22 protein-coding genes are annotated in these 21,916 nt (G+C 76.4%); 15 read left to right on the plus strand and 7 right to left on the minus strand.

Annotation, left to right across the window (positions count from 1 at the left end; genetic code table 11):
- Positions 1-12 precede the first annotated feature (12 nt).
- The 3 genes from ACI79D_RS02540 to ACI79D_RS02550 all read left to right on the plus strand — a co-directional run bounded on the left by ACI79D_RS02540 (position 13) and on the right by ACI79D_RS02550 (position 2,017).
- Positions 13-213: an acyl-CoA carboxylase subunit epsilon gene (locus tag ACI79D_RS02540; protein WP_456916725.1), complete on the plus strand. Its 201-nt coding sequence runs from the start codon at positions 13-15 to the stop codon at positions 211-213.
- A 172-nt stretch (positions 214-385) separates the two neighbouring features.
- Positions 386-586, plus strand: a complete 201-nt coding sequence (locus ACI79D_RS02545) for a hypothetical protein (protein WP_456916726.1) — start codon at positions 386-388, stop codon at positions 584-586.
- Positions 587-766: 180 nt separating this feature from the next.
- Entirely contained in the window at positions 767-2,017 is a 1,251-nt protein-coding gene (locus tag ACI79D_RS02550; protein WP_456916727.1) for a heparan-alpha-glucosaminide N-acetyltransferase domain-containing protein, read from the plus strand.
- Between the two features lie 85 nt (positions 2,018-2,102).
- Here the strand turns inward: ACI79D_RS02550 and ACI79D_RS02555 are convergent, their stop codons facing one another.
- Together ACI79D_RS02555 and ACI79D_RS02560 are read right to left on the minus strand one after the other, a co-directional pair.
- The gene (locus tag ACI79D_RS02555) at positions 2,103-3,287 is read right to left on the minus strand and encodes a dipeptidase (protein ID WP_456916728.1); all 1,185 of its coding nucleotides are present in this window, start codon (positions 3,285-3,287) and stop codon (positions 2,103-2,105) included.
- Positions 3,288-3,295: 8 nt separating this feature from the next.
- Entirely contained in the window at positions 3,296-4,729 is a 1,434-nt protein-coding gene (locus ACI79D_RS02560; protein ID WP_456916729.1) for a LytTR family transcriptional regulator DNA-binding domain-containing protein, read from the minus strand.
- Positions 4,730-4,892: 163 nt separating this feature from the next.
- Here ACI79D_RS02560 and ACI79D_RS02565 point away from each other — a divergent pair, with 163 nt between their 5' ends.
- From ACI79D_RS02565 to ACI79D_RS02605, 9 genes are all read left to right on the plus strand, one after another.
- Positions 4,893-5,357, plus strand: coding sequence for an MSMEG_3727 family PQQ-associated protein (locus tag ACI79D_RS02565; protein WP_456916730.1), 465 nt, complete (start codon positions 4,893-4,895; stop codon positions 5,355-5,357).
- A gap of 13 nt (positions 5,358-5,370) precedes the next feature.
- Positions 5,371-7,086: a PQQ-dependent dehydrogenase, methanol/ethanol family gene (locus ACI79D_RS02570; RefSeq protein WP_456916731.1), complete on the plus strand. Its 1,716-nt coding sequence runs from the start codon at positions 5,371-5,373 to the stop codon at positions 7,084-7,086.
- A 5-nt stretch (positions 7,087-7,091) separates the two neighbouring features.
- On the plus strand, positions 7,092-7,214 hold the full coding sequence (gene pqqA, locus ACI79D_RS02575) for a pyrroloquinoline quinone precursor peptide PqqA (protein ID WP_456916732.1): 123 nt from the start codon (positions 7,092-7,094) through the stop codon (positions 7,212-7,214).
- A gap of 86 nt (positions 7,215-7,300) precedes the next feature.
- Positions 7,301-8,194: a pyrroloquinoline quinone biosynthesis protein PqqB gene (gene pqqB / locus ACI79D_RS02580; RefSeq protein ID WP_456916733.1), complete on the plus strand. Its 894-nt coding sequence runs from the start codon at positions 7,301-7,303 to the stop codon at positions 8,192-8,194.
- A gap of 7 nt (positions 8,195-8,201) precedes the next feature.
- Positions 8,202-8,912, plus strand: coding sequence for a pyrroloquinoline-quinone synthase PqqC (gene pqqC, locus ACI79D_RS02585; RefSeq protein ID WP_456916734.1), 711 nt, complete (start codon positions 8,202-8,204; stop codon positions 8,910-8,912).
- Positions 8,881-9,177, plus strand: coding sequence for a pyrroloquinoline quinone biosynthesis peptide chaperone PqqD (pqqD, locus tag ACI79D_RS02590; RefSeq protein WP_456916735.1), 297 nt, complete (start codon positions 8,881-8,883; stop codon positions 9,175-9,177). Before pqqC ends, pqqD begins: the two co-directional genes overlap by 32 nt.
- Positions 9,170-10,285, plus strand: coding sequence for a pyrroloquinoline quinone biosynthesis protein PqqE (gene pqqE, locus ACI79D_RS02595; RefSeq protein WP_456916736.1), 1,116 nt, complete (start codon positions 9,170-9,172; stop codon positions 10,283-10,285). Before pqqD ends, pqqE begins: the two co-directional genes overlap by 8 nt.
- The gene (locus ACI79D_RS02600) at positions 10,282-11,376 is read left to right on the plus strand and encodes a sodium:calcium antiporter (protein ID WP_456916737.1); all 1,095 of its coding nucleotides are present in this window, start codon (positions 10,282-10,284) and stop codon (positions 11,374-11,376) included. Before pqqE ends, ACI79D_RS02600 begins: the two co-directional genes overlap by 4 nt.
- A gap of 76 nt (positions 11,377-11,452) precedes the next feature.
- Positions 11,453-11,860 carry a YkvA family protein gene (locus tag ACI79D_RS02605; RefSeq protein ID WP_456916738.1) on the plus strand — a complete coding sequence of 136 codons (408 nt, stop codon included), beginning with the start codon at positions 11,453-11,455 and terminating at the stop codon, positions 11,858-11,860.
- A gap of 42 nt (positions 11,861-11,902) precedes the next feature.
- On the opposite strand, the gene ACI79D_RS02610 is transcribed toward ACI79D_RS02605, so the two are convergent.
- The 4 genes from ACI79D_RS02610 to ACI79D_RS02625 all read right to left on the minus strand — a co-directional run bounded on the left by ACI79D_RS02610 (position 11,903) and on the right by ACI79D_RS02625 (position 14,104).
- Positions 11,903-12,172, minus strand: coding sequence for a DUF1876 domain-containing protein (locus ACI79D_RS02610; protein ID WP_456916739.1), 270 nt, complete (start codon positions 12,170-12,172; stop codon positions 11,903-11,905).
- A 139-nt stretch (positions 12,173-12,311) separates the two neighbouring features.
- Entirely contained in the window at positions 12,312-12,767 is a 456-nt protein-coding gene (locus ACI79D_RS02615; protein WP_456916740.1) for a pyridoxamine 5'-phosphate oxidase family protein, read from the minus strand.
- Between the two features lie 75 nt (positions 12,768-12,842).
- Positions 12,843-13,424, minus strand: coding sequence for a flavodoxin domain-containing protein (locus tag ACI79D_RS02620; RefSeq protein ID WP_456916741.1), 582 nt, complete (start codon positions 13,422-13,424; stop codon positions 12,843-12,845).
- 11 nt (positions 13,425-13,435) lie between these two features.
- Positions 13,436-14,104 carry a CBS domain-containing protein gene (locus tag ACI79D_RS02625; RefSeq protein ID WP_456916742.1) on the minus strand — a complete coding sequence of 223 codons (669 nt, stop codon included), beginning with the start codon at positions 14,102-14,104 and terminating at the stop codon, positions 13,436-13,438.
- Positions 14,105-14,407: 303 nt separating this feature from the next.
- Between ACI79D_RS02625 and ACI79D_RS02630 the strand changes: the two genes are divergently transcribed.
- Positions 14,408-14,674 (plus strand): SHOCT domain-containing protein, encoded by a 267-nt coding sequence (locus ACI79D_RS02630; RefSeq protein ID WP_456916743.1) that lies wholly within the window; start codon positions 14,408-14,410, stop codon positions 14,672-14,674.
- A 142-nt stretch (positions 14,675-14,816) separates the two neighbouring features.
- On the opposite strand, the gene ACI79D_RS02635 is transcribed toward ACI79D_RS02630, so the two are convergent.
- Positions 14,817-17,414 (minus strand): PEP/pyruvate-binding domain-containing protein, encoded by a 2,598-nt coding sequence (locus ACI79D_RS02635; protein ID WP_456916744.1) that lies wholly within the window; start codon positions 17,412-17,414, stop codon positions 14,817-14,819.
- Positions 17,415-17,848: 434 nt separating this feature from the next.
- Here ACI79D_RS02635 and ACI79D_RS02640 point away from each other — a divergent pair, with 434 nt between their 5' ends.
- Positions 17,849-18,919, plus strand: a complete 1,071-nt coding sequence (locus ACI79D_RS02640; protein ID WP_456916745.1) for a hypothetical protein — start codon at positions 17,849-17,851, stop codon at positions 18,917-18,919.
- Between the two features lie 21 nt (positions 18,920-18,940).
- Positions 18,941-21,913: an FtsW/RodA/SpoVE family cell cycle protein gene (locus tag ACI79D_RS02645; protein ID WP_456916746.1), complete on the plus strand. Its 2,973-nt coding sequence runs from the start codon at positions 18,941-18,943 to the stop codon at positions 21,911-21,913.
- Positions 21,914-21,916: the final 3 nt, after the last annotated feature.

Genomic DNA, 21,916 nt, shown 5'->3' on the forward strand with positions numbered 1-21,916 from the left:
GGGGGCGCGCGCGTGGACCCGGCACTGGTCTCGATCAGCAAGGGCGAGCCCACGGCGGAGGAGCTCGCCGCGCTCCTCGCCGTGCTGCAGGTGTGCACGGGGGCGCCCCGGCCGCCGGCCGACCCGGGGACGGTCCGGCGCATCCCGCCGGCTCCGCGACGCTCGTGGCAGGGCCCGGCGTCGTGGTCGCCGGGGCTGCACGCCTGGCGGTGACCCCCGCCCCGCCGGGGGGTCTGCCCCCGGCGGGGAACGGGGGCTCGCGGGGGCGGCAGGGGGGTCAGCGCGATGTCCCGCGGGTCCGGGTCCGACGAGTCTTCTCCCCAGGAGAACTCGACAGACCACCGCTCCCGGAGAGCACTCCGGGAACGCCACCGGGGAGATCGCGATGAACACCTACGACCCAGCCGACGGCATCGTCCACGTCCACATGGCCGCACAGCCGGACCCGTGGAGCCAGCCGGTCATCGAGGCGCGGCGCTGCAACACGCTGCCGGCCGGCTACGCCAACCAGTCCCCGCGGACCCGGTTGCGGTCGGAGACCCGGTCGGCCCGCGTGCCGTCCTCCCTCACCCGCCGCACCGCGTGAGCACGGCCCCGTCGGCGCCGCACCTCCCGCAGATCCCGGACACCACCACCCATCGCCGTTACGGCACCTGCCGTACCGGCACCAGCCTTTCCAGCACTCGAACCGAGGAGCCGTGTATGTCGAGGAAGCCGTGCACACCGTCCGCCGAGATCGTGGCGACCGCGGGGCGGGAGGTGGGTCGTGGCTGAGGCGTGCGCGCTCGCCCCGCGCCCGACCGTCGCCCCGCCGGCCCGCATCCCCGTGAAGTCGCGGTTCCAGGGCGTCGACGTCGCCCGCGGGGTCGCGCTGATCTCGATGCTCGCGGCGAACGTGTTCGTCGACGTGGTCACCGACGACGGCACGCCGACGCTGTCCGGGATGACCGTGATCGGCCGGTCGGCGACCATGTTCGTGCTGGTGGCCGGCATCAGCCTGGCCTTCATCTCCGGCGGCCTACGCCCCGTGCAGGGCGTCGCCCGGCGCGCGGCCCGGGCGAACATCGCCGTCCGCGCGCTGTGCATCGGCGCCATCGGCCTCGCGCTCGGCTACACCGCCCCCGACAACCTCGGGGTCATCCTCGGCTACTACGGCCTGTTCTTCCTGCTGGCCATCCCGCTGATCGGGCTGCGGTCGCGCACCCTGGTCGCCGTCGCCGGCGTCCTGGTGGCGGTCGGCCCGCTGGTCCTGCTGGGAGCGGAGTACCTGGGCTGGGAGTCCGGCTTCGACTCCGACCCCACGCTGGCCGCGCCCGTCACCGACCCCCTGGGCCTGCTCTCCCTGTTGACGGTCACCGGCGACTACCCCGCCGTGGTCTACATGGCCTACATCTGCGTGGGCCTGGCCATCGGCCGGCTGGACCTGTCCTCGACGAGGGTGGCCCTCCGGCTGCTGGTCGGCGGGCTGGCCCTGGCGGTCGTCACCTGGGTCGCCTCGTGGCTGCTCGTCGAACGCCTCGGTGGCCTGCAGGCCCTGCTCGCCGCGGAGGCCGGAGAGACCCCGGGCGAGGTCGTCTGGGACACCAGCCCGACCGAGTCGTGGTGGTGGCTGGCGACCCGGGCGCACCACTCCGGCACGCCGCTGGACATGCTGCACACGATCGGCTCGGCGATCGCCGTGCTCGGCCTGGTGCTCCTGGTGTGCCGGCTGCGCTCCGCCCAGCGCCTGCTGCGGCCGGTCGCCCTGGCCGGGGCCATGACCCTGACCGTCTACTCCGCCCACGCCTTCGTCCTGCTCTCGCCGTGGACGGAGACCCGCCCCCTCGCCGTGTACCTGCTGCTCGTGGTCGGGGCCCTGGTCTTCGCCGTCCTCTGGCACCGCTGGAGGGGGCAGGGCCCGCTGGAGCGGCTGGTGGCGATGGTGGCCAACCGGGCCCGCCGCGCCGTCCTGGCCGCGCCGGCCGAGTCGGGGTCCGGGTCCGGCCGGGAGCCCGAGCCGTCCGGAGCGGGGAGGTGACCGCCGGCGCCCCCTGACCGGGGGAGGACCGGTCGACGTCCCGGCCACCGTGCGACGGTGGCCGGGACGTCGCGGCGGGTGGCGGTCAGGTGCGGTCGAGGTCCTCGAGCCGCGCCGTCGACGCGGGCCGCCGGGCGGACAGGCACCGCGCGACCGCCTCGGCCTGCCGCAGCACGCGCAGCACGTTGCCGCCGACCAGCCGGACGCAGTCCTCCCGGCGCCAGCCCCGGTCGAGCAGCTCGGCGACCAGCGCGGGGTAGCAGGCGACGTCCTCGAGGCCGTCGGGGACGTCGTCGGACCCGTCGAAGTCCCCGCCGATGCCGACGTGGTCGATCCCGGCCACCGACGTGACGTGCTCGACGTGGTCGGCCACCTCGGCGAGCACCGCGCGCGGGCGGGGGTGGGCGGCTTCGTACTCGGCGCCCACCGCGGCACGGACCCCGGCGTCCCGCGGGTCGAGCCCGCGGCGTTCGACCTCGGCCCGCAGCCCCAGCGCCCACGCGCGGCACCGCGGCGAGACGAAGTCCGGCACGAACGTCACCATGCACACGCCACCGTTGGCGGCCAGCCCGCGCAGCAGGTCGTCGGGGACGTTGCGAGGGGTGTCGCACAGCGCCCGGGCCGCCGAGTGCGAGAACACGACCGGGGCCTCCGCGACCGTCAGGGCGTCGCGGGCCGTGGTCGCCGCCACGTGGGAGAGGTCGACCAGCACCCCCAGCCGGTTCATCTCCCGCACGACCTCCCGCCCGAACGGGCTGAGCCCCCCGACCGCCGGGACGTCGGTCGCCGCGTCGGCCCACGGGACGTTGACGTTGTGCGTGAGGGTCAGGTACCGGACGCCGAGCGCGTGCAGCGGGCGCAGCACGCCCAGGGAGTTGGCGATGGAGTGGCCGCCCTCGGCGCCCAGCAGCGAGGCGACCCGGCCGCGGGCGAACGCGGCCTCGACGTCGTCGGCACCGAGCGCGAGCTCCAGGTGGTCGGGGTGGCGGCGGACCATCCGGTGGACGAGGTCGACCTGTTCCAGGGTGGCGGTCACCGCCGCGTCGCCCTGCAGGGCGCCGGGGACGTAGACCGACCAGAACTGGCCGCCGACCCCGCCCCGGCGCAGCCGCGGCAGGTCGGTGTGCGTCCCGGCGACCGGGGCCGCGAGGTCCACCCGGTCCAGGTCGGCGCCGAACCGGGTGCGCAGCGCCCACGGCAGGTCGTTGTGGCCGTCGACGAGCGGGGAGTGGCGCAGCAGCTCGCGGGCGCGGTCGAGGGAGGCGCTCATCCCGGCGCCTACAGACCGAGCGCCTGGCGGACCCGCGGCACGTGCCTGCGGGCGACCGGCACGGTCTCGTGGCGGCGGGTGTCGGTGGAGAGGTACAGCGCGCCCTTGAAGCCCGGCTCGATCTCCCGCACCCGGCCGAGGTTGACCAGGAAGCGGCGGTGGACACGCAGGAACCCGCGGCCGCCGAGCTGCTGCTCGAGGCGGTCCAGGCCCCGGACCGCGGCCAGCAGCCGACCCTGGTCGCTCACCAGCCAGACGTTGTCGTGGTCGGTCTCGGCGTACCGGATCTCCCGGGGGTCGAGCAGGACCCACCGGGCGTCCCGCAGGGCGACGACCCGGTCGGGGAACGCGTGCGGACCGGGGAACCCGGGGTCCGCGTCGCCCTGCAGCTCCGGGGAGCCGGCGCCGTCGGTCGCCCGGAAGGCCAGCAGCGCGCCGATCACCTGCGACCCGTCGAACACCGGCCGGACGTTGACCGGCAGCGGCTGGTCGAGGAAGGGGACGTAGAGCTGCGTCGCCCCGCACCACCCGGCGTCCTGCCGGGCCCGCGCGGTCGCCCGCCGGGTCAGCTCCAGCACGGCGGGGACCTGCGGCATCCACCGGTCCGACGGTGCGTAGGCCGGGGCGTCCGCGGGCGTGCCGAGCAGGACGGCGGCCTCGGTGTTGGCCAGCACGACCTTGCCGACCGTGTCCACCGCGGCCAGCGGCGTCCCCGGTGCCTCCCGGGCGCCGGCCAGGGCCGCGGCGAGCAGGGTGCCGGTGTGCCGGGCCCGCCGGCGCAGCGTGGCCTCGGTGGCCGCGGCGGCGGCGCGCAGCCACGGCAGGACGGCGTCGGGCAGCGGCGTCCGCCAGCGGGAGACGTTGAGGGCGGCCAGCGGGTCGTGGGTGACGACGTCGCGCACCGCGACGCCGGCACACATCCACGGGTGGAACCCCTGGCACCAGTGCTCCGGCCCCCGGACCAGGACGGGGTGCTGGCTCTCCAGGGCGGTGCCCATGCCGTTGGTGCCGCTGGCCCGCTCCGACCACGCCGACCAGGTGGCCAGGTTGCTGTCCGCGGCCAGGGTCAGCAGCCGCCGGCTGCCCCACGCCGCCAGGACGTGCCCGTCGCAGTCGGCCACGCTGACCAGGGCGTCGTCGCCGGCCTCCCGGGCCGCCGCGGCGGCCAGGCCGCCGAGCTCGGCGAACACCACGTCGTGCTCGATCGAGTGCGGGGTCCCCTCGGCGGCGGCCGGCGCCCGTTCCAGCTCCGGGCTGACCTCGTACTCCTCACGGCAGCGGTACCAGGACACGAGGATCTCGGGGCGGACGCCGTGGACGCCGTCCGCGCCGGCCGCGAACTCCTCCCGCGCCGCGGCGATCCGCCGGAGGCTCTCGTCGGAGAGCGCCGCCCCGTTCGTCGCGGGGGACGCGCCGGTCGTCGGCTCTTTCGCGCCGTTCATCCAGATCCCCTAGGGCTGGGGGGAAGACCGATCCCAGGATCGTGCCGCGGTCGCCTGATCCGAGGCTAGCCACCGGCGGACGGTGTTCCAACGGCCTCCGGCGCGGCGGCAGGGAGACCGCGTCGGCCTCGGCCGACACGTCCACCACGAGGAGGTGGGGTCCTTGGCGACCCTCACACCGGACCGCAACGAGTTGTTGCGCAAGTTCGGGCTGGACAGGCAGAACGACGGGACGCTGGGCCGGCTGCTGGCGAACGGGAACGTCGCCCAGGCCGAGGAGGGGACCGACGGCCGGATGAGCGCCACGATCCGGATCCCACCGGACCAGCTGGTCTGGGACCCCTCGGTCCTGGTCATGTCGCACGGCGGCGAGCTCGAGATCGAGTTCGTCAACGACGACCAGAACACCCACTGCGCGCTCGTGCCGAGCAACGGGGACAGCCAGTGGATCTGGCTGCCCAACTACACGCGGGGCAAGGTCCACGTCACCCTCGACGGCCCGGGCTACTACTGGTTCAGCTCCAACGTCGGCAACGACGAGGGCCGGGGACTGATCGGCGCGATCGTCGTGATGGGCGACGTCCCCGCGTCGGCCCGACTCGACCGCCCGCCGCAGCCCCGACCGTAGACAGGAGCAGTCGATGACCACGATCGAATACCGAGAAGCTCCGCCGGCCGTCAACTTCGGCTCCCTGACGACCGCGACGGGGACGGCGCCCCCGGTGGCCCAGGGGGTCACCTACGAGCGCCTCCTCGACGCCCGCTCCGAGTCGCAGAACTGGCTCACCTACTACGGCGCCTACGACGGGCAGCGGTACAGCCTGCTCGACCAGGTGAACACCGAGAACGTCACGCAGCTGAAGGTGGCCTGGGTCTTCAGTTTCGCCCCGCAGAGCCTGCACGCGGGCCAGTCGACCTACGCCTTCGAGAACTCCCCGATCGTCGTCGACGGCGTCATGTACGTGACGGGGTGGGACGGCTGGGTGTGGGCCCTCGACGCGAAGACCGGCCAGCTGTTGTGGCAGTACAAGCACGCCATCCCGTTCGACACCTCGCTGTGCTGCGGCAACGTCAACCGCGGGGTCGCCGTGGCGCAGGGCAAGGTGTTCGTCTGCACCCTGAACGCGCACGTGCTGGCGCTCGACGCCACCACGGGCGCGTGCCTGTGGGACGTGACCAGCGGCGACGTCCGCGCCGGCGAGAGCCTCACGATCGCCCCGCTGGCGGTGAAGGACCGGGTCGTCGTCGGCAGCTCCGGCGGGGAGTTCGGCGTCCGCGGCCACCTCGACGCCTACGACATGGAGACCGGTGAGCGGGTCTGGCGCTGCTACACGGTCCCCAAGCCCGGCGAGCCGGGGTCGGAGACCTGGCCGGCCGAGGGCGAGGCCTGGGCGCGGGGCGGGGGCAACTGCTGGATCACCGGCACCTTCGACCCGGAGACCAACCTCCTGTACTGGGGCACCGGCAACCCGGCACCGGACTTCGACGGGGAGGTCCGGGAAGGCGACAACCTGCACACCGACAGCGTGATCGCGGTGGACGTCGACACCGGGGAGATCCGCTGGCACTACCAGTGCACCCCGCACGACCTGTGGGACTACGACTCGAACATGGAGTGCATTCTGTTCGAGCAGGACGGGCGCAAGCTCCTGGCCCACTTCGACAAGAACGGCTACGCCTTCGTCCTGGACCGCACCAACGGCGAGCGGGTGCGGATCTTCCCCTTCGTCGACCGGATCACGTGGGGGAACATCACCCCGAACGGGCTGGTGACGGCGAGCATCTACCCCGAGGCGGAGGGAGAGGAGGTCCACTTCTACCCCGGGCCGGCCGGCGCCAAGGAGTGGACGCACGCGGCGTACAGCCAGAAGACCGGGTTGTTCTACGTCCCGGTGCAGGACACCGGCGCGACGGTCGCCCGCCGGCGCCGCGAGTTCAAGGAGAGCATCCCGTACTGGGGCGCCGCGGTCGTCGTGGACGCCGAGGACATGACGGGGTCGATCACGGCCTTCGACCCGGCCACCGGCCAGGAGGCATGGCGCTGGCGCAACGACCTGCCGATGTGCGCGTCGGTGCTGGCCACCGCGGGCGACCTGGTGTTCGCCGGCACGCCGTCGGGGCAGTTCGTCGCGCTCGACGCCCGCAGCGGCGAGCAGCTGTGGGCGTTCAACTGCGGCAGCGGGCACCACAGCAGCCCGTGCACCTACAGCGTCGACGGCAAGCAGTACATCGCCGTGCCGGTCGGCTGGGGGGCCTGGGTCGAGGGGTTCCTGCCCGGGATGATGGGCGGCCCCCACGGCCAGGCGCTGTTCGTCTTCTCCCTGCCCGAGGGCATCGAGTCCAGCGGGGGGAGGTGACAGCCGTGGACCGCGATGACCGCGTCTCCCTGCCCGCAGCGCAGGAGTGGGAGCCACCCACGTTCGAGGAGATCCGGGTCTCCGCCGAGGTGACCGCCTACATGGGCGCCCTGGAGGAGCGCGACTGACTCCGACAGCAACCGGGGAGGGCGCCGGGCCGCGGGCCCGGCGCCCTCCCTCCACTCCGGAGCGCGACGAGGGGACGCCGATCGGCATGTGGGTGCGGGTACTGGGCTCGGCGGCGGGCGGTGGGTTCCCGCAGTGGAACTGCGCCTGCCCGTCGTGCCGGGCGGTGCGCGACGGGTCCCGGCCCGCTCGCCCCCGCACCCAGTCGTCGGTCGCGGTCAGCCCCGACCGCCGGCGCTGGACGCTGGTCGGCGCCTCACCCGACGTGCCCGCCCAGTTCGCCGCCTTCCCCGCCCTGCACCCCACCGACGGGAGCCGGGCGGTGCCGCTGGAGGCGGTGCTGCTCCCCGACGCCGAGCTCGACTCCACCCTCGGCCTGCTGCTGCTGCGCGAGGGCCGGGACCTGGTCGTCCACGCGACCGAGGCGACGCGGGACACGCTCCACGAGGGCACCGGGCTGCTGCGCGTGCTGGAGGCCTACTGCCCGGTGACGTGGCGGCCGGTGGTCCCGGGGGTGGACGTGCCGCTCGGCGGCGGGCTGTCCTACCGGGCCTTCGACGTCCCCACGACCAAGCGGGCGCGGTTCGGCGGCGGGACCGACAAGGGCCGGGTCGTCGGCTACCGGCTGACCGACGAGCACAGCGGCGGGGCGCTGGTCTGCCTGCCGGTCGTGCAGGACCTGGCGACGGTGCGCGAGGAGCTCGACGACTGCGCGTGCCTGCTGGTCGACGGGACCTGCTGGGCCGACGACGAGCTGGCCCGGCTCGGACTCGGCAGCCGGACCGCCCGCGAGATGGGGCACCAGCCGATCAGCGGACCGGGCGGCAGCCTCGAGCTGCTCGCGCCGCTGCCGATCGCGCGCAAGGTCTACACGCACGTCAACAACACCAACCCGATCCTGCTCGAGGACGCGCCCGAGCGCCGCGTCGTCGAGCAGCACGGCATGGAGGTGGCGGTGGACGGCATGGAACTGGAGGTGTGAGGCCACGGTGACCCTCACGGACACGACCCTCACGGACACGGCGACCGACGACTTCGTGGCCGCGCTGCGCGCCCAGTCCCGGCGCTACCACGACCAGCACTCCTTCTCCCGGCGGATGAACGAGGGACGGCTGGACCCCGGGCAGATCCGCGGCTGGGTGGCCAACCGGTTCGCCTATCAGGCGGCCATCCCGCGCAAGGACGCCGCGATCCTGGCCAACTGCCCCGACCGCGCGGTGCGCCGGCGCTGGATCCGGCGCATCCACGACCACGACGGCACCGTCGACGGCGAGGGCGGCATCGAGGCCTGGCTGCGGCTGGCCGAGGCCGTGGGGCTGGCCCGGGAGGAGGTGGAGGACGAGCGGCACGTCGTCCCCGGCGTGCGGTTCGCCGTCGACGCCTACGTGACCTTCGCGCGCACCCGGCCGTGGGTGGAGGCGGTGGCCTCCTCGCTGACCGAGCTGTTCGCGCCGGACCTCATGGCCGACCGCCTGGCCGCGTTCGAGCGCCACTACACCTGGATCGACCCCGCCGGGCTGACCTACTTCCGGGCCCGGCTGACCCAGGCCCCGCGCGACTCCGAGCACGCCCTGGAGATCGTGACCCGGCACTGCCGGACCCCCGACCAGCAGGCGGCCGCGGTGGCCGCGCTGTCGTTCAAGTGCGACGTCCTGTGGAGCATGCTCGATGCCATCGACCGGGCCTTCCCCGACCGCTGAGGCCACCGACCGGCCGCGGCTGGCGCCGCACGTCCGGCTGACGTTCGACGCGGCCCGGCGGCGGGACGTGCTGCTGACGCCGGAGGCGGTGTCGGTCCTCAACGCCACGGCGGCGGCGGTGCTGCGGCTGTGCGACGGCACCCGGACCGTCGCCGAGGTCGTCGCGGAGCTGCGCGACCGGTACGACCGGGTGGACGACGACGAGGTGCGCGGCTTCCTCGACCGCCTCGCCGCCCGGCGCTGCGTGGAGCTCCACCGTGGCTAGCGACGTCGAGCCGCCGTTCGGACTGCTGGCCGAGCTGACCTACGGCTGCCCGCTGCACTGCCCGTACTGCTCCAACCCGCTCGAGCTGGCCGCCTACCGCGACGAGCTGTCGACGGCGGAGTGGCAGCGGGTGCTCACCGAGGCCCGGGAGCTGGGGGTGCTCCAGCTGCACCTCTCCGGCGGTGAGCCGCTGCTGCGCCGCGACCTGGCCGAGATCGTGCGCACCGCGGCGGGCCTGGGCCTGTACACGAACCTGATCACCAGCGCGCTCGGCCTCACCCCGGGCCGCGCGGGGCAGCTGCGCGCCGCCGGGCTCGACCACGTGCAGATCAGCCTGCAGGCCGACGAGGCGGTGCTGTCGGACCGCCTCGCCGGGGTGCCCTCGTTCGGGCGGAAGCTGGCGGCGGCCCGGCTGGTGAAGTCGCTGGGCTGGCCGCTCACCCTCAACGTCGTCCTCCACCGGCACAACCTCGACCGGGTCGACCGGGTCCTCGCCCTGGCCGAGGAGCTGGGCGCCGACCGGCTGGAGCTGGCCAACACGCAGTACTACGGCTGGGCCCTGCGCAACCGCCGCGCGCTCCTGCCCGGCCGGGCCCAGGTCGAGCGCGCCGAGGCCGTGGTGCGGGCGGCCCGCGAGAGGCTGGCCGGGCGCATGGAGGTCGTCTACGTGCTGCCCGACTACTTCGGCCGGTACCCGAAGCCGTGCATGGGCGGCTGGGGACGCCGGCAGCTCACCGTGGTGCCCACCGGCGACGTGTTGCCGTGCCCGACGGCGCACGACCTGCCGCTGCCGCGGGCGAGCGTGCGGGAGCACCCGCTGGCCTGGATCTGGGCGGAGTCGCCGCTGTTCCGGCGCTTCCGCGGCACCGACTGGATGCCCGAGCCGTGCCGCGGCTGCGACCGCCGCGAGGTCGACTTCGGCGGCTGCCGGTGCCAGGCGTTCGCGCTCACCGGCGACGCCGCCCGGACCGACCCGGTCTGCGTCCTGTCGCCCGACCACGCGCTCGTGGCCGACGCCGTGGCCGCGGCCGAGGAGGCGGGCCCGGACGCCGCGGCGGTCCCGCGGCGGCCCGAGGCGCCCATGCGGCTGACCGGGTCCCGGCCATGACGTCGGTCTTCGTCTTCGTCTCCGGCGTGACGCTGCTCATCGTGAGCGCCGAGAAGCTCATCGCCCACCTCGTCGGAGCCGCGCGGGGTCTGCGGGTCCCGCTGTTCCTGCTCGCGATCGTCTTCACCGGGATCGAGTTCGACGACATCACCCTCGGCGTCGCGCTGAACCTGGAGGACCTCAGCGGCGTCGCGCTCGGCGTGGTGTTCGGGACGGCGCTGTCGTTCACCGGCGTGGTCCTGGCGCTCGCGGCGATCCTGCGGCCCAGCCGCATCGACGTCCCGCGGGACTACCTGGTCCTGCTCGCCGTCGCCCCCGTGGTGATGGTCGGGTTCACGCTGAGCGCGCCGATGTCCGTCGCCGACGGCGTGGTGCTCCTGGGCCTGTTCGCGCTCTTCGTCGGCTACGTCGTCGCCCGGGAGTGTCGCCGGAGCGTGCCGGTCTTCCGGGACGAGGAGGTGCTCGAGGCCGCCGGCGTCGGCGGCCCGGGCGGGGCCGCGCCGCCCGTGCCGTCGGGGCCGCCGGGGACCGGCCGGCCCGACGGGGGAGGGGCCTGGGCCGGCCCCGACCTCGAGCGGCAGGTCGTCGACGACCTGCCCTTCGCCACGGCGCGCCCGATGCCCGGGTGGGCCCACCTCGGGGTGGCGGTGCTCGCCCTCGCCGGGCTGGTCGTGGGCGCGGCGACCACCAGCCTCGGGACCGAGGGGATCCTCTCGACCTACGGGCTCGAGGGCACGGTGTTCGGCGCGACGATCGTCACCGCCGTGCTGACCCTGGAGGACCTCTTCCTGACGGTGGAGCCCTTCCGCAAGGGTGTGCCGGAGATCGGGGTCGGCAACGTCATCGGCAGCGTCGTCTTCTCGGTCACCGGGAAGCTCGGCACGACACTGCTGGCCGGGGGCATCATCGTCGGCCCGGACGTGCTCGCGTGGCACCTGCCCGCGCTGGTGGTCCTCACCGGGCTCGCCGCGTACTTCCTGTCCACCGGCCGGCTCCGGCGGTGGCACGGCGTCGTCCTGCTGGCGCTCTACGCGGCGTACTGGGTCGTCAGCGTGCTGGCCTTCGGCGGGGCGCCGGTCGAGCTCGACTGAACCGGGGCGCCGGGCTGCCCGTGCCGCTCCGGTGTCATGCTCGGGGTCGGGCGGGGGACGAGGAGAGGGCGGCGGCATGCCGGGCTGGGCGTGGACGCTGGTGGGGGTGGGCGCCGGTCTGCTGCTGTGCTGGCTGGTGCTGATGGTGGTCCTGTGGACCCACCGCCCCGACGACATGAGCGCACGGGAACTGCTGCGGCTGCTGCCCGACGTGCTGCGGCTGGTGCGCCGGCTGGCCGCCGACGGCACCCTGCCGCGCGGGGTCCGGGTGCGGTTGTGGCTGCTGCTGGCCTACCTGCTGGTGCCGATCGACCTGGTGCCGGACTTCGTGCCGGTGCTCGGCCACGCCGACGACGCGATCGTGGTGGCCCTCGTGCTGCGCTCGGTGGTCCGCCACGCGGGCCCGGACGCGGTCGAGCGGCACTGGCCGGGCACCCCCGACGGGCTGGCCGCGCTGCGCGGGGCCTGCCGGCTGCCGGCGTAGCGCCGCGCGCGGGCGGTCCCGGCTCCCGCCCGCCGCCGGCCGTCACATCACGAGGTGGGCCGGCGTCCCGGTGGACTGCTCGACGTCCTCGGTCGCGGTCTGCAGCAACCGGTGGCTGAGGTCCGACAGCGCCCGCGCGACGGCGATCTCGTCGCCGATCACGGGGACGTCACGATCGGCGGGGTCCAGCCGGGCGAGGCCGACGCCGGTCAGCCGGTCGGTGTCCCCCGTCTGCAGCCGGGCCACCGCGCGGGTGTGCCCGTCGTGCTCGTCGATCTCGATCGAGACCGTCCAGGTCTTGGCCTCGTCCACGTCGTCCTCCTCGGTGGTGTGCCGGCGGCCGACGGCCGGCGGACCGGGTCGGTGGCCAGCCTCCGCCGGGGCTCCGGAGCGGGCGAGTGGCCGAGGTCCCGGGACGCCGGGCCCCTCGTCCCGCGGGCTGCTCAGCTGCTCAGAGGTAGGCCCGGGGGTCCACCGCCGGGGGCAGCTCGCCCGGCACGACGCGCCGCCCGGTGACGTGGTGGGGGATCAACCGCAGCCAGTGACCGTGCTCGCCGGGAGCCCAGGGAGTGACGCCGACGTCGTGGGTGCGCCGCACGAGGTCGGGTCCGTGGGCGTCGGTCACCTCCTCGGCGAGCCCGCGGACCAGCACGCTCCACCCGCTGCGGTGGATCGGGTCGATCTCGTCCACCTCGAAGGTCACGTTGGCGTGGTCGGCGTTGCTGAGCTTCGTGCCCGGCGAGGTCCGGATCACGATCGTGGTGCCGTCCATGCCGTAGTTGACCGGGACGATCAGCGGGTAGTGCTCGGCGTTCACGCCCAGCCGGCCCACCTGCTGGGTCCGGAGCAGCCGGTAGCACTCCTCGACGGAGATCTCGGTGGACGACGTGTCCCGGGTGTCGGTCATCGCTGCTGCGCCTCCTCCGTCCGGTCCCGGACCTCGGGCCGGCCGCGGGTCAGGGGATCGTCCCGGCCCGGGCTCTCAGCCCGCGGCCCCGGCCGGCGACACCGGGCTGGACCGACCGCTGAGCGCCGAGCCGATCTCGTCGGCCCAGGCACGGACGGCTGCCCAGTCGCGGAAGTCGCCGACCGGCGCCCGCATGGCCGTCACCACGGCCCGCTCCCCGAAGGAGAGCAGGGACGGGTCGAGGCGGCCGGGGAACACCCGGTGCCCGCGGGGGCCGAGCATCGCGGTGAGCGTGCCGGCGTCGTGCGGCGCGTCCGGCGGGAACGGCGGAGGGCCGATCGGGCCGCTGGAGAACAGCCACACCGGCCGGCCGCGCAGCACGGTGAGGTGCGCGGTGGCCAGGTCCCGGGCCGCTTCCTGCCAGCGCCCCGCGTAGACGGCGCTGCCGAGGACCACCGCGTCGAACGCCGAGGGGTCGGGGCGGTGCTCGGCCGGGACGGCGGAGGCGACGACGTCCCGGTTCCTCCCGGCAGACCGGCCGGTGAGGACGCGGGCCAGTTCCTCGGCGATCTCGTGGGTGGAGCCGTGGCGGCTCGCCGCGGTCACCAGGACCCGGAGCGCGGGCTGCGCGGCCCCGGTCGTCGAGGCCTCCGTCATCGGGTGCCTCCTCAGGCGTGGGTGGACGTCGGCTGCGCGGCGGCGGGTGCCTGCCGGTCCGGCGCGGGGAGGACGCGGACGCCGACGACGCCGCCGACGGTCCGGGCGAGCGCGGTCACCGCCTGCTCCTCGACGGCCGCCGACGGCTGGGGGGTGCCCCGCGCGCGCCGGATCGTGGCCACGCCGTCGGCGACGGAGACCGACCACGCGTCGAGCTCTCCGGTGTAGCCCTCCACCAGGCGGAGCAGGTCGTGCCGGACCTCCTCGTCCGGGCGGACCAGGGCGCGGAGCAGGTCGCGCCGGCTGACGATCCCCACCAGCCGCCCCCCGTCGACCACGGGGACGCTGCGCAGCCGCTCGTCGACGAACAGCCGTGCGATGTCCGCGACGTCCGCCGTGGTGTCCACCGTCCGGACGTGTCCGGTCATCACCCCGTGCACCAGCAGGGCCGGCGTGGCCTCCCGGGGCGTCCCGTCGCGGCGCAGGTGCAGCCGGGGGTCCTGCGGCACCCGGTCCCGCAGGACGTCGGCCTCGGCGACGATGCCGACGAGCCGGTCGTCGTCATCGACGACGGGCAGCGCCGCGAAGCCGCGCTCGGCCATGACCTCCGCCGCGTACTTCGCGGACGTCTCCGGTCCCACGGTGACGACCGGCCGGGTCATGACGTCTCTGGCCTGCACGGCTCCTCCTCGGGGAACGGGGTGCTGGGTCGGACGCTAGGGAGCGGGCCGGAGCGGCCCCAGGGTCGCCGGGCGCAGCGGGCCGGGACCTCGGTCCCTGCCCGGCCGGCGCAGGGCCCCGGGTGTCCCTGCCGTGCGGGACGGCTGCGCCGGGCACCGCGCGGCGCGCGACCGGGGCCGAAGGGGCTCCCCGGAACGGGACCTCCGTCCGGCGCGCGGCGAGGGCCGGGCGCGGAGCATCGGCAGCCGACCGCAGCCGCGCAGACGACCGCGGTCCGGCTGGTCGAGGAGATGGTCCCGGTGATGAGCTGGTACGGCTGGAGTCCGATGAGCGGCTGGGGCTGGGTGGTCACCACGCTCAGCGGCCTGGTCCTGCTCGGCCTGCTCGCCCTGGTCGCCGCGCTGGTCGCCCGTGCGGTGCGGCCGCCCGGCGGGACCTCCTCGCCCCCGCCGCAGACGGCCGAGCACCTGCTCGCCGACCGGTTCGCCCGCGGCGAGATCGACGAGACCGAGTACCGCAGGCGGCTGACGACGCTGCGCAGCGCGAGGACCGGCCCCGAGCCGGGCTGACCTCCGCTCGTCCCGCAGCCGCTCAGCGGGGCGTCTCCCGGTCGAGCTCGGCCTGCCCACGGTCGGGCTCCGCCGCGGCCCGGTCGGCCGCCCGCGGCTGCGGTGGTTCTCGGCCCGTCGTCGACAGGTCGCCCAGGGCGGCTCAGGGGCCGTCCAGCACCGTGACCGATCCCGCGCCGCCGTCCACCCGGACCCGCTGGCCGGTGCGCAACCGCCGGGTCGCGTCGGGCACCGTGGCCACGGCGGGGATGCCGTACTCGCGCGCCACGATCGCGCCGTGGGAGACGACCCCGCCGACCTCCATCACCAGGGCGCCGGCGAGCTGGAACAGCGGCGTCCAGCCCGGGTCGGTGCTGGCGGCGACGAGCACCTCGCCGGCGGCCAGCGCAGCGCCGACGGGGGAGTCCAGGACCCGGACGACGCCCTCGTGCACGCCCGGGGACACCCCGGTGCCGCGCAGCGTCCCGGGGGTGCTCTCGGGGAGGGCGGCCGGGCCGTAGACGGTCTCGCCCTCGCTGGTGAGCAGCAGCGGGACCACCCGCCGGCCGAGCTCGCGCTCGTACTCGTCCCGCCGGCGGGCCGCGCGCTCGCGCAGGTCCGGCGCCGTCCCCTCCACCCCGGCACGCAGGTCGGCCGGGTCGAGGAAGAAGACGTCGTCGGCCTCGTCGAGCCGGCCCGCCGCGACCAGCCCCGCGCCGACCTGCTGCAGCACGCCCCGGGCCACGGCGAGCACCCGCACCAGGTCGAACTTCGGCCGCTCCCGCAGCCCGCCCAGGGCCCGGTACCGGTCGAGCACCGCGCCGAGCAGCCGCGCGCGGACCGGCCCGCGGTCGCGGCGGACGGCGGCGACCAGGTCGCGCACGGCGGCCTCGGCCTGCTCGGTGCCGCGCAGCCGCCGGTCGACCAGCGCGGCCGGGTCGCCCGCGGCGAGGTAGCCGCGGACCAGGTCCACCACGTAGGCCGGGTCGTCGGTGAAGCGCGGCAGCCCCAGGTCGATCTCCCGGTCCGGCGCCCGGTGCCCGTAGGCGGCGAGGAACTCCGCCATGCCCGGCATGGTCGCCGACGGCTCGGTCCCGGCCCGGGCGCTGGTCCGCGCCAGCCGGGCCAGCGCGGTGCCCATCGCCAGCGTGGGGTCGTGGGGGAGCCAGCGGCGCACCGGCTCGAGCCCTGCGGACGTGCCCAGCCACCGCTCGCACAGCTGCGCGGCGAGCGCGCCGGCCAGCAGTCCGACGTACACCGGCGGCAGCTGGGCCCAGGCCACGTCGAGCGTCCGCCGCGGCAGGGTCGCGAGGACGTACTCCGCCTGCTCGCGCGGTCCGGTCAGGGTCGCGGCCTCGTCCCGGACCCGGCGCACGTGGTCCTCCGCGCGGGCGAGCAGCCGCCGGCGTGCCCGCGCCGGGGCGGCGGCCGCGGCGAGGAGCCCGGGGACCTCCCGGGCCACCCACCAGGTCACCCCGGCCGGCAGGGCCACGCCGCGGGGCCGCACGAGCCGGTGTCCCTCCCGGTCGAGCCACTCGCGCAGGACCGCGGCGGTGGCGGGGTCCTTCAGCGCCATCCGGTCGGCCAGGTCGCGGCCCAGCCGGGGGGAGGCCAGCACCGGGGTGATGTCGTAGAAGAGGCGGCCGGCCACCTGGGACACCCAGGGCGGTGCCTCCCGGCGCGGCCGGCGGCGCAGCGACCACAGGGACGACACCGCGGTGACCAGTCCGGTGAAGGCGGCGTTCCCGGCGGGGGTCATGGGCTCGGCCACGCCCTGCGCCGCGAGGGTCAGCGGGATGTACACCCGCAGCCCCGGTCCGGCCGGCGGCCCGGGCGGCAGCGGGAACAGGGTGGTGACCGGCCGCGACTGGAGCAGCCAGCAGCGCCCGCCGGCGACGGCCCACTCGACGTCCTGCGGCGTGCCGGCCGGCGCGGCCGCGCGCAGCCCGAGGGCGACCAGCTCGCGCAGGCGCGCGTCGTCGAGCAGCGGGCGGTCGCCGTCCGGCCCGCTGAGCACGGCGCCCGTGCCGGCGTCCACCACCCACCGCTGCGGGGTCACCCGCCCGCTGACCAGGGCCTCGCCCAGCCCGCGCACGGCCTCCACGACGACGTGGTCGCGGCGTCCGGTGAGCGGGTCGGCGGTGAACAGCACCCCGGCCACGTCGGCGGCCACCATCCGCTGGACGACGACGGCGACAGCGGCCGCCGCGTCGGGCGTGCCCTGCCGTGCCCGGTAGGCCAGCGCGCGGGCCGTCCACACCGACGACCAGCAGCGCCGGACGGCGGCCACCACCGCGTCGGCGCCGGCGACGTCGAGCACCGTGTCCTGCTGGCCGGCCGAACTGGCTCCGGGCTGGTCCTCCGTGGTGGCCGAGGAGCGCACCGCCACCGCGTCGGCGCCCAGCCGGCGCCAGGCCGCGACGATCGGCCCGGCGAGCTCCTCGGGCACCGGCGCGGCCGCGAAGGCCTCGCGCAGGCGGGCCGACGCAGCGGCCAGCGCGTCGGGGTCCTCCCCGTCGAGGCCGGTGGTCGCCGAGTCGACGAGCGGGGCCAGGCCGGACACCGCGACGAACCGCCGGTAGGCCTCCGCGTCGACGACGAAGCCGTCGGGCACCGGCAGCCCGGCCTGCCGCAGGCGGGCCAGGCCCGCCGCCTTGCCGCCGGCCCGGGCCGGGTCGGCGGCGCCCGGGTCGTCGAGCCAGGTGACGGTCCCGGGCAGCCCGGCCTCGAGCGCGGTGGCGACGGAGTGCGGCTCGCTCACGGGTCCCGACCTCCTGCCCCGACGTCCGGTGACCGTCCAGCGTGGGCCGCCCCGGTGCCGCGGCCACAGGGGCCAAGGTCCGTCGGGGCCCTTGGTCGGTGGGAACTGCGGACGTTGTCCGGCCCGGACAGGGCACACCGGCCCTGGTGCCGGGCCGGTTCCCCCGGCGCGGGATCGGTGGTGGGCCGTCTTCTGGCGGACCACGCGGGAACGTCGTGACATCGGCGTTCCCGCAGCCCAGCATCTGCACAGACGAGTCACGGGGAAGTGCCCAGACAGCGGCGGTCGGGCGGGGGTGGCGGTCGGTGACGGACCTGACGGACCGGGTGACCGGGCGCTCCGAGTCCGGGCCCACGTCCGAGCCCCCCGACCTCTCCGCCCTCCCGAGGCCCCGCGAGCCGCGGCCGGCCGGTCCGCCGGCCCCCCGGGACGGCGTGCCGCTGACCCGCCTGACCAGCCTGGCCCGGCTCACGCCGTCGCAGGCCCTCGAGCTCGCGGCCGGGGTGCTGGCCGAGGCGGCGGAGGGAGGGGAGCCCGATCCCGGCGGCGACCCGGTCCTGGCCGGCGAGGTCGTCGTCGGCACCGACGGGCGGGTGGCGCTGCGCACCGCCGCGGACGGCGGACCGCCGACGGGCGGCCCCGCGGTCGCGGTGGTCCTCGCGGACCTCGTGGGTGCCGCGCGGGTCCGCGGCCGCCCGGTGGACCCGGCGGCCGAGCAGCTGCTGACCCGGCTGGAGCGGGCGGGAGCCGACCTGCCGGTCGCCGGCGTCCCCGCCGTCGCGCGGACGCTCGGGGAGGCGGCCGCGGCGCTCGACCGCGGGGCCGTCCGCGCCGAGCTGGCCGCGCTGGTGCGGGCGGTCGGCGGGACGGCGGCCGGCAGAGGAGCGGGACCGGCGCGGGCCGCCGGGGACCCGTCTCCCGAGGGCCGCGCGGCCCCCGCGGGGGAGGCTGCATCCGGGGGGTCCCGGACCACGCGGCGGCGGATCGGCGCGTGGCTGCTGTCGGTCCTCGTCCTCGGCGCGGTGGTCGCGGTCGAGGTCGCCGTCCTGCGCGACGACATCGCCACCGACGTCGCCCTGCTCCTGGACGCCGGGCGCAGCGAGGCTCCGCCGTCCACCGAGCCGGAGCCCGACGGCCCGCCGGTCGTGCCGCCGGCACCACCCGCGGCCGGCGCGGTGACCGGGGTCGACCTGCGGCCCCTCGACGCCTGCACGCCGGGCGCGCCCTGCAGCGTGCGCCTGCTGGTCCGGCTCGCCCCGGCACCCGGTCCGCAGGTGGTGACCTGGTCCTACCGGGTGGTCGACCGCTGCACGGGCGCCGCGCAGACCGCGCCGGGCGGGACCGTGACGGTGCCGGCCGGCGCGGAGCGGGCCGAGGCCGTCGGCACGGTCCCGCTCCCCGCGGTCGCGGCCGCGGCGGTGGTCGCCGTCACCGAGCAGCCCGCGGTGGCGGCCTCGCCGCCGGTGTTCGCCGGTTCGTGCCTCCCCGACCCGCGGGCCGGGTGACCTCACCGCACGGAGGACGCCATGCCGATCAGGCGGAACGCACTGCCGATCGCCGAGCCGGCCGGGCCGCCGCCGGAGGCGTCCGGCCGCCGCCGCAGCACCCGTGAACGGCGCAGGGACCTCCGCAGTGGCGCGTTCGACCTGCTCGCCGTCGTGGCCGCGCTCGTGCTGGTCGGGCTCGGGCTGGTCAACCTGTACCTGGTGGGGGCTCCCGGGCTCGCGGCGCGGCAGGCGCTGATCGCCGCCGGCGGGGTGCTCGCCCTCGCGGTGTTCTGGCGGATCCGGGTCCGGTACCTCGGCGTCCTGGGCTGGGCCGCCTACGCCGCGGCCGTCCTCCTGCTGGTCGGCGTCCTCACCGTGGGCCTGTCCGCGAACGGCGCCACCCGGTGGATCGCGATCGGCTCGCTGACCTTCCAGCCCTCCGAGCTGGCCAAGCTCGGGCTGCTGCTCGTCCTCGCCGCCGTCCTCGGCTCGGGCCGGCCCGCGTGGCAGCGCTTCGCCGCCGCGGTGCTGCTCGCCGTGGTGCCGATCGGCCTCACCCTGCTCCAGCCCGACCTCAGCACCACGACGCTGCTCGTCGTCCTGGCCGCGTCGATGCTGGTCATCGGGCGCGTGCCGGCGCGGTTCCTGCTGCCGCTGGTCGCCGCGGGGGCGATCGCGGCACCGCTGATGATCAGCCTGCTGCGGCCCTACCAGCTCCAGCGCCTCGGGTCCTTCCTGGTGGGCGCGCACGAGTCGCCGACCGGGTCGGGCTGGGCGCTGCGGCAGGCGCACATCGCGGTCGGGTCCGGCGGGCTGTTCGGGCGGACCGACGACCCGCTGCGCCTCCTGCGCGCCCAGTACCTGCCCGAACGGGACACCGACCTGGCGCTGGCCAGCCTGGTCGGGCAGTGGGGACTGGTGGCCGGCGCCGGGGCGGTGCTCGCCGGGATCGTCCTGGTGTGGCGGCTCGCCCTGGCCAGCCGGGCGTCGCGCACGCCGCACGGCGCGCTCGTCGGCGGCGGCCTGGCGATCCTCATGGGCATCGAGATCGTCGTCTCGGTGGGGGCCAACCTCGGCCTGCTGCCGCTGGCCGGCGTCCCTTTCCCGCTGCTGAGCTACGGCGGCACCGCGCTGGTCGTGCACCTGGCCGCGATCGGGGTCGTGCTCGCCGTCCGGCGGGACGGCGCGCGGCGGCGGCTGTGGGCGCTGCCCGGCCGGTACAACCCGCGCCCGCGGCTGGTCCGGCTGACCGCGGCCGGCCTGTCGCTGCTGCTGCTCTCCTTCGGGTTCTACGGGTGGCAGCTGCAGACCACCCAGGGCCGGGACCTCCAGCTCGTCGGGGACGAGCAGATGACCCGCTGCATCCGGCTGCCCGCTCCCCGCGGCGCGATCACCGACCGGCACGACGCGCCCCTGGCCGTGGACGCCGCCGACGTCGGCCGCGGCGTGGACCGGGTGCTCGTGGTGCCCGGCCTGCTGCGCGGCCGGCCCGCCGACGTCGACCGCCTCGCCGACCTGACCGGCCGGCCGCGCGACGAGCTCGCCGCGCAGATCGGTTCCGCGGAGGGCACCACGCTGTCGCTCCCGGTGGCCGACGTCCCGCGCGCGACCGGCGACGCGGTCACCGCGGCCGGGATCACCGGCGTGCTCGTCGTCCCCGAGCCGCGTCGCGCCTACCCCCAGGGCGCGCTGCTCGGCCCGGTGCTCGGCTTCGTGGGGGTGGCCACGCCCGAGGACGAGCAGCGCTGGCCCGGCCTGCCGTCGGGGGAGTTCGTCGGCCGCGCCGGCCTCGAGCAGCAGTACGACGCGGTGCTGCGCGGCGTCGACGGGCGGCAGTGCCTGTACGTCGACCCGACCGGCGTGCCGGTCGCCCTCGGCGAGCGGCAGGACCCCGTCCCCGGCGCCGACCTGCGGCTCTCGCTCGACCTGGGCCTGCAGCAGGTGCTCGACGCCCGCCTCGCCGAGGCCGTGCGCGCGCAGCCGCACCCGCGGGGCCGGATCGGCGCCGCCGTCGCGATGGACCCCCGGTCGGGGCAGGTCCTCGCGATCGCCAGCACCCCGTCGTTCGACAACAACGTCTACGGGCCGCCGGTGGACGCCGGTGCGCTGCAGGCGCTGGCCGACGCTCCGGGGTCGCCGATGCTCGAGCACGTCACGCAGGCGGTCGCGCCCCCCGGGTCGACGTTCAAGCTGGTCGTGGCCGCGGCCAACCAGGCCCACCCGGTCTTCGCGCCGTACCGGGCCATCCCCACCGGGGGCAGCTTCACCTACGGCGGCCACACCTTCGGCAACTGGAAGCCGATGGGGCCGATGGACCTGGTCGACTCGATCGCCATGTCCAACGACGTCTACTTCTACAAGCTCGCCGTGGCGCTGGGCCCCGAGGCGATCATCGACACCGCCCGGGCGCTCGGGGTGGGGCAGCCCACCGGCATCGACCTCCCCGGCGAGTCCGCCGGCTACCTCGGGACGCCGGAGTCGATCGAGGCCGACGGGGGCACCTGGTACGGCGGGTCCACCGTCATCCTCGGCATCGGCCAGGGCCCGCTGCAGGTCACCCCGCTGCAGAACGCCCGGTGGACCGGCGCCGTCGCCACCGGGAACCTGGTCACCCCGCGGCTGGGCCTGGCGGTCGGCACCGAGGGCGCTCCGTACACCGCGCTGCCCGCACCGGCCCCGACGCCGGTGCCCTTCGCCGCCGAGCTGGGTCCGGTGCGGGAGGGGATGCGCGCGGCCGTGACCAGCGGCACCGCCGTCCGGCTCGCCGACCAGCCCGCGCCGGTGAGCGCGAAGACCGGCACGGCGCAGGACGGCGGCCTGCCCGAGGGCGAGTACGACAACTGGCTGAGCGCGGCGGCCCCGGCCGACGCCCCGGAGATCGTGGTGACCGCCCTGGTGCAGGGCCCCGGGACGGGCGGGAACACCGCGAAGACCGTGGTGGCCGACGGCCTGCGGCACTACCTCGAGCACCGGGCCGACGTCGCCGCCACCGGCCCGGTGCAGGCGCCCTGAGGC

This window comes from Geodermatophilus sp. SYSU D00708 (assembly GCF_054050115.1).

Excerpts from the sequence above, each read along its gene's own strand:
- ACI79D_RS02605 (WP_456916738.1), top strand. The coding sequence starts at position 11,453 with ATGCCGGGCTGGGCGTGGACGCTGGTGGGGGTGGGCGCCGGTCTGCTG.
- ACI79D_RS02560 (WP_456916729.1), bottom strand. The coding sequence starts at position 4,729 with ATGAACGGCGCGAAAGAGCCGACGACCGGCGCGTCCCCCGCGACGAAC.
- ACI79D_RS02570 (WP_456916731.1), top strand. The coding sequence starts at position 5,371 with ATGACCACGATCGAATACCGAGAAGCTCCGCCGGCCGTCAACTTCGGC.
- ACI79D_RS02545 (WP_456916726.1), top strand. The coding sequence starts at position 386 with ATGAACACCTACGACCCAGCCGACGGCATCGTCCACGTCCACATGGCC.
- ACI79D_RS02645 (WP_456916746.1), top strand. The coding sequence starts at position 18,941 with ATGCCGATCAGGCGGAACGCACTGCCGATCGCCGAGCCGGCCGGGCCG.
- pqqB (WP_456916733.1), top strand. The coding sequence starts at position 7,301 with ATGTGGGTGCGGGTACTGGGCTCGGCGGCGGGCGGTGGGTTCCCGCAG.
- ACI79D_RS02630 (WP_456916743.1), top strand. The coding sequence starts at position 14,408 with ATGAGCTGGTACGGCTGGAGTCCGATGAGCGGCTGGGGCTGGGTGGTC.
- ACI79D_RS02620 (WP_456916741.1), bottom strand. The coding sequence starts at position 13,424 with ATGACGGAGGCCTCGACGACCGGGGCCGCGCAGCCCGCGCTCCGGGTC.
- ACI79D_RS02600 (WP_456916737.1), top strand. The coding sequence starts at position 10,282 with ATGACGTCGGTCTTCGTCTTCGTCTCCGGCGTGACGCTGCTCATCGTG.
- ACI79D_RS02615 (WP_456916740.1), bottom strand. The coding sequence starts at position 12,767 with ATGACCGACACCCGGGACACGTCGTCCACCGAGATCTCCGTCGAGGAG.
- ACI79D_RS02555 (WP_456916728.1), bottom strand. The coding sequence starts at position 3,287 with ATGAGCGCCTCCCTCGACCGCGCCCGCGAGCTGCTGCGCCACTCCCCG.
- pqqD (WP_456916735.1), top strand. The coding sequence starts at position 8,881 with ATGCCATCGACCGGGCCTTCCCCGACCGCTGAGGCCACCGACCGGCCG.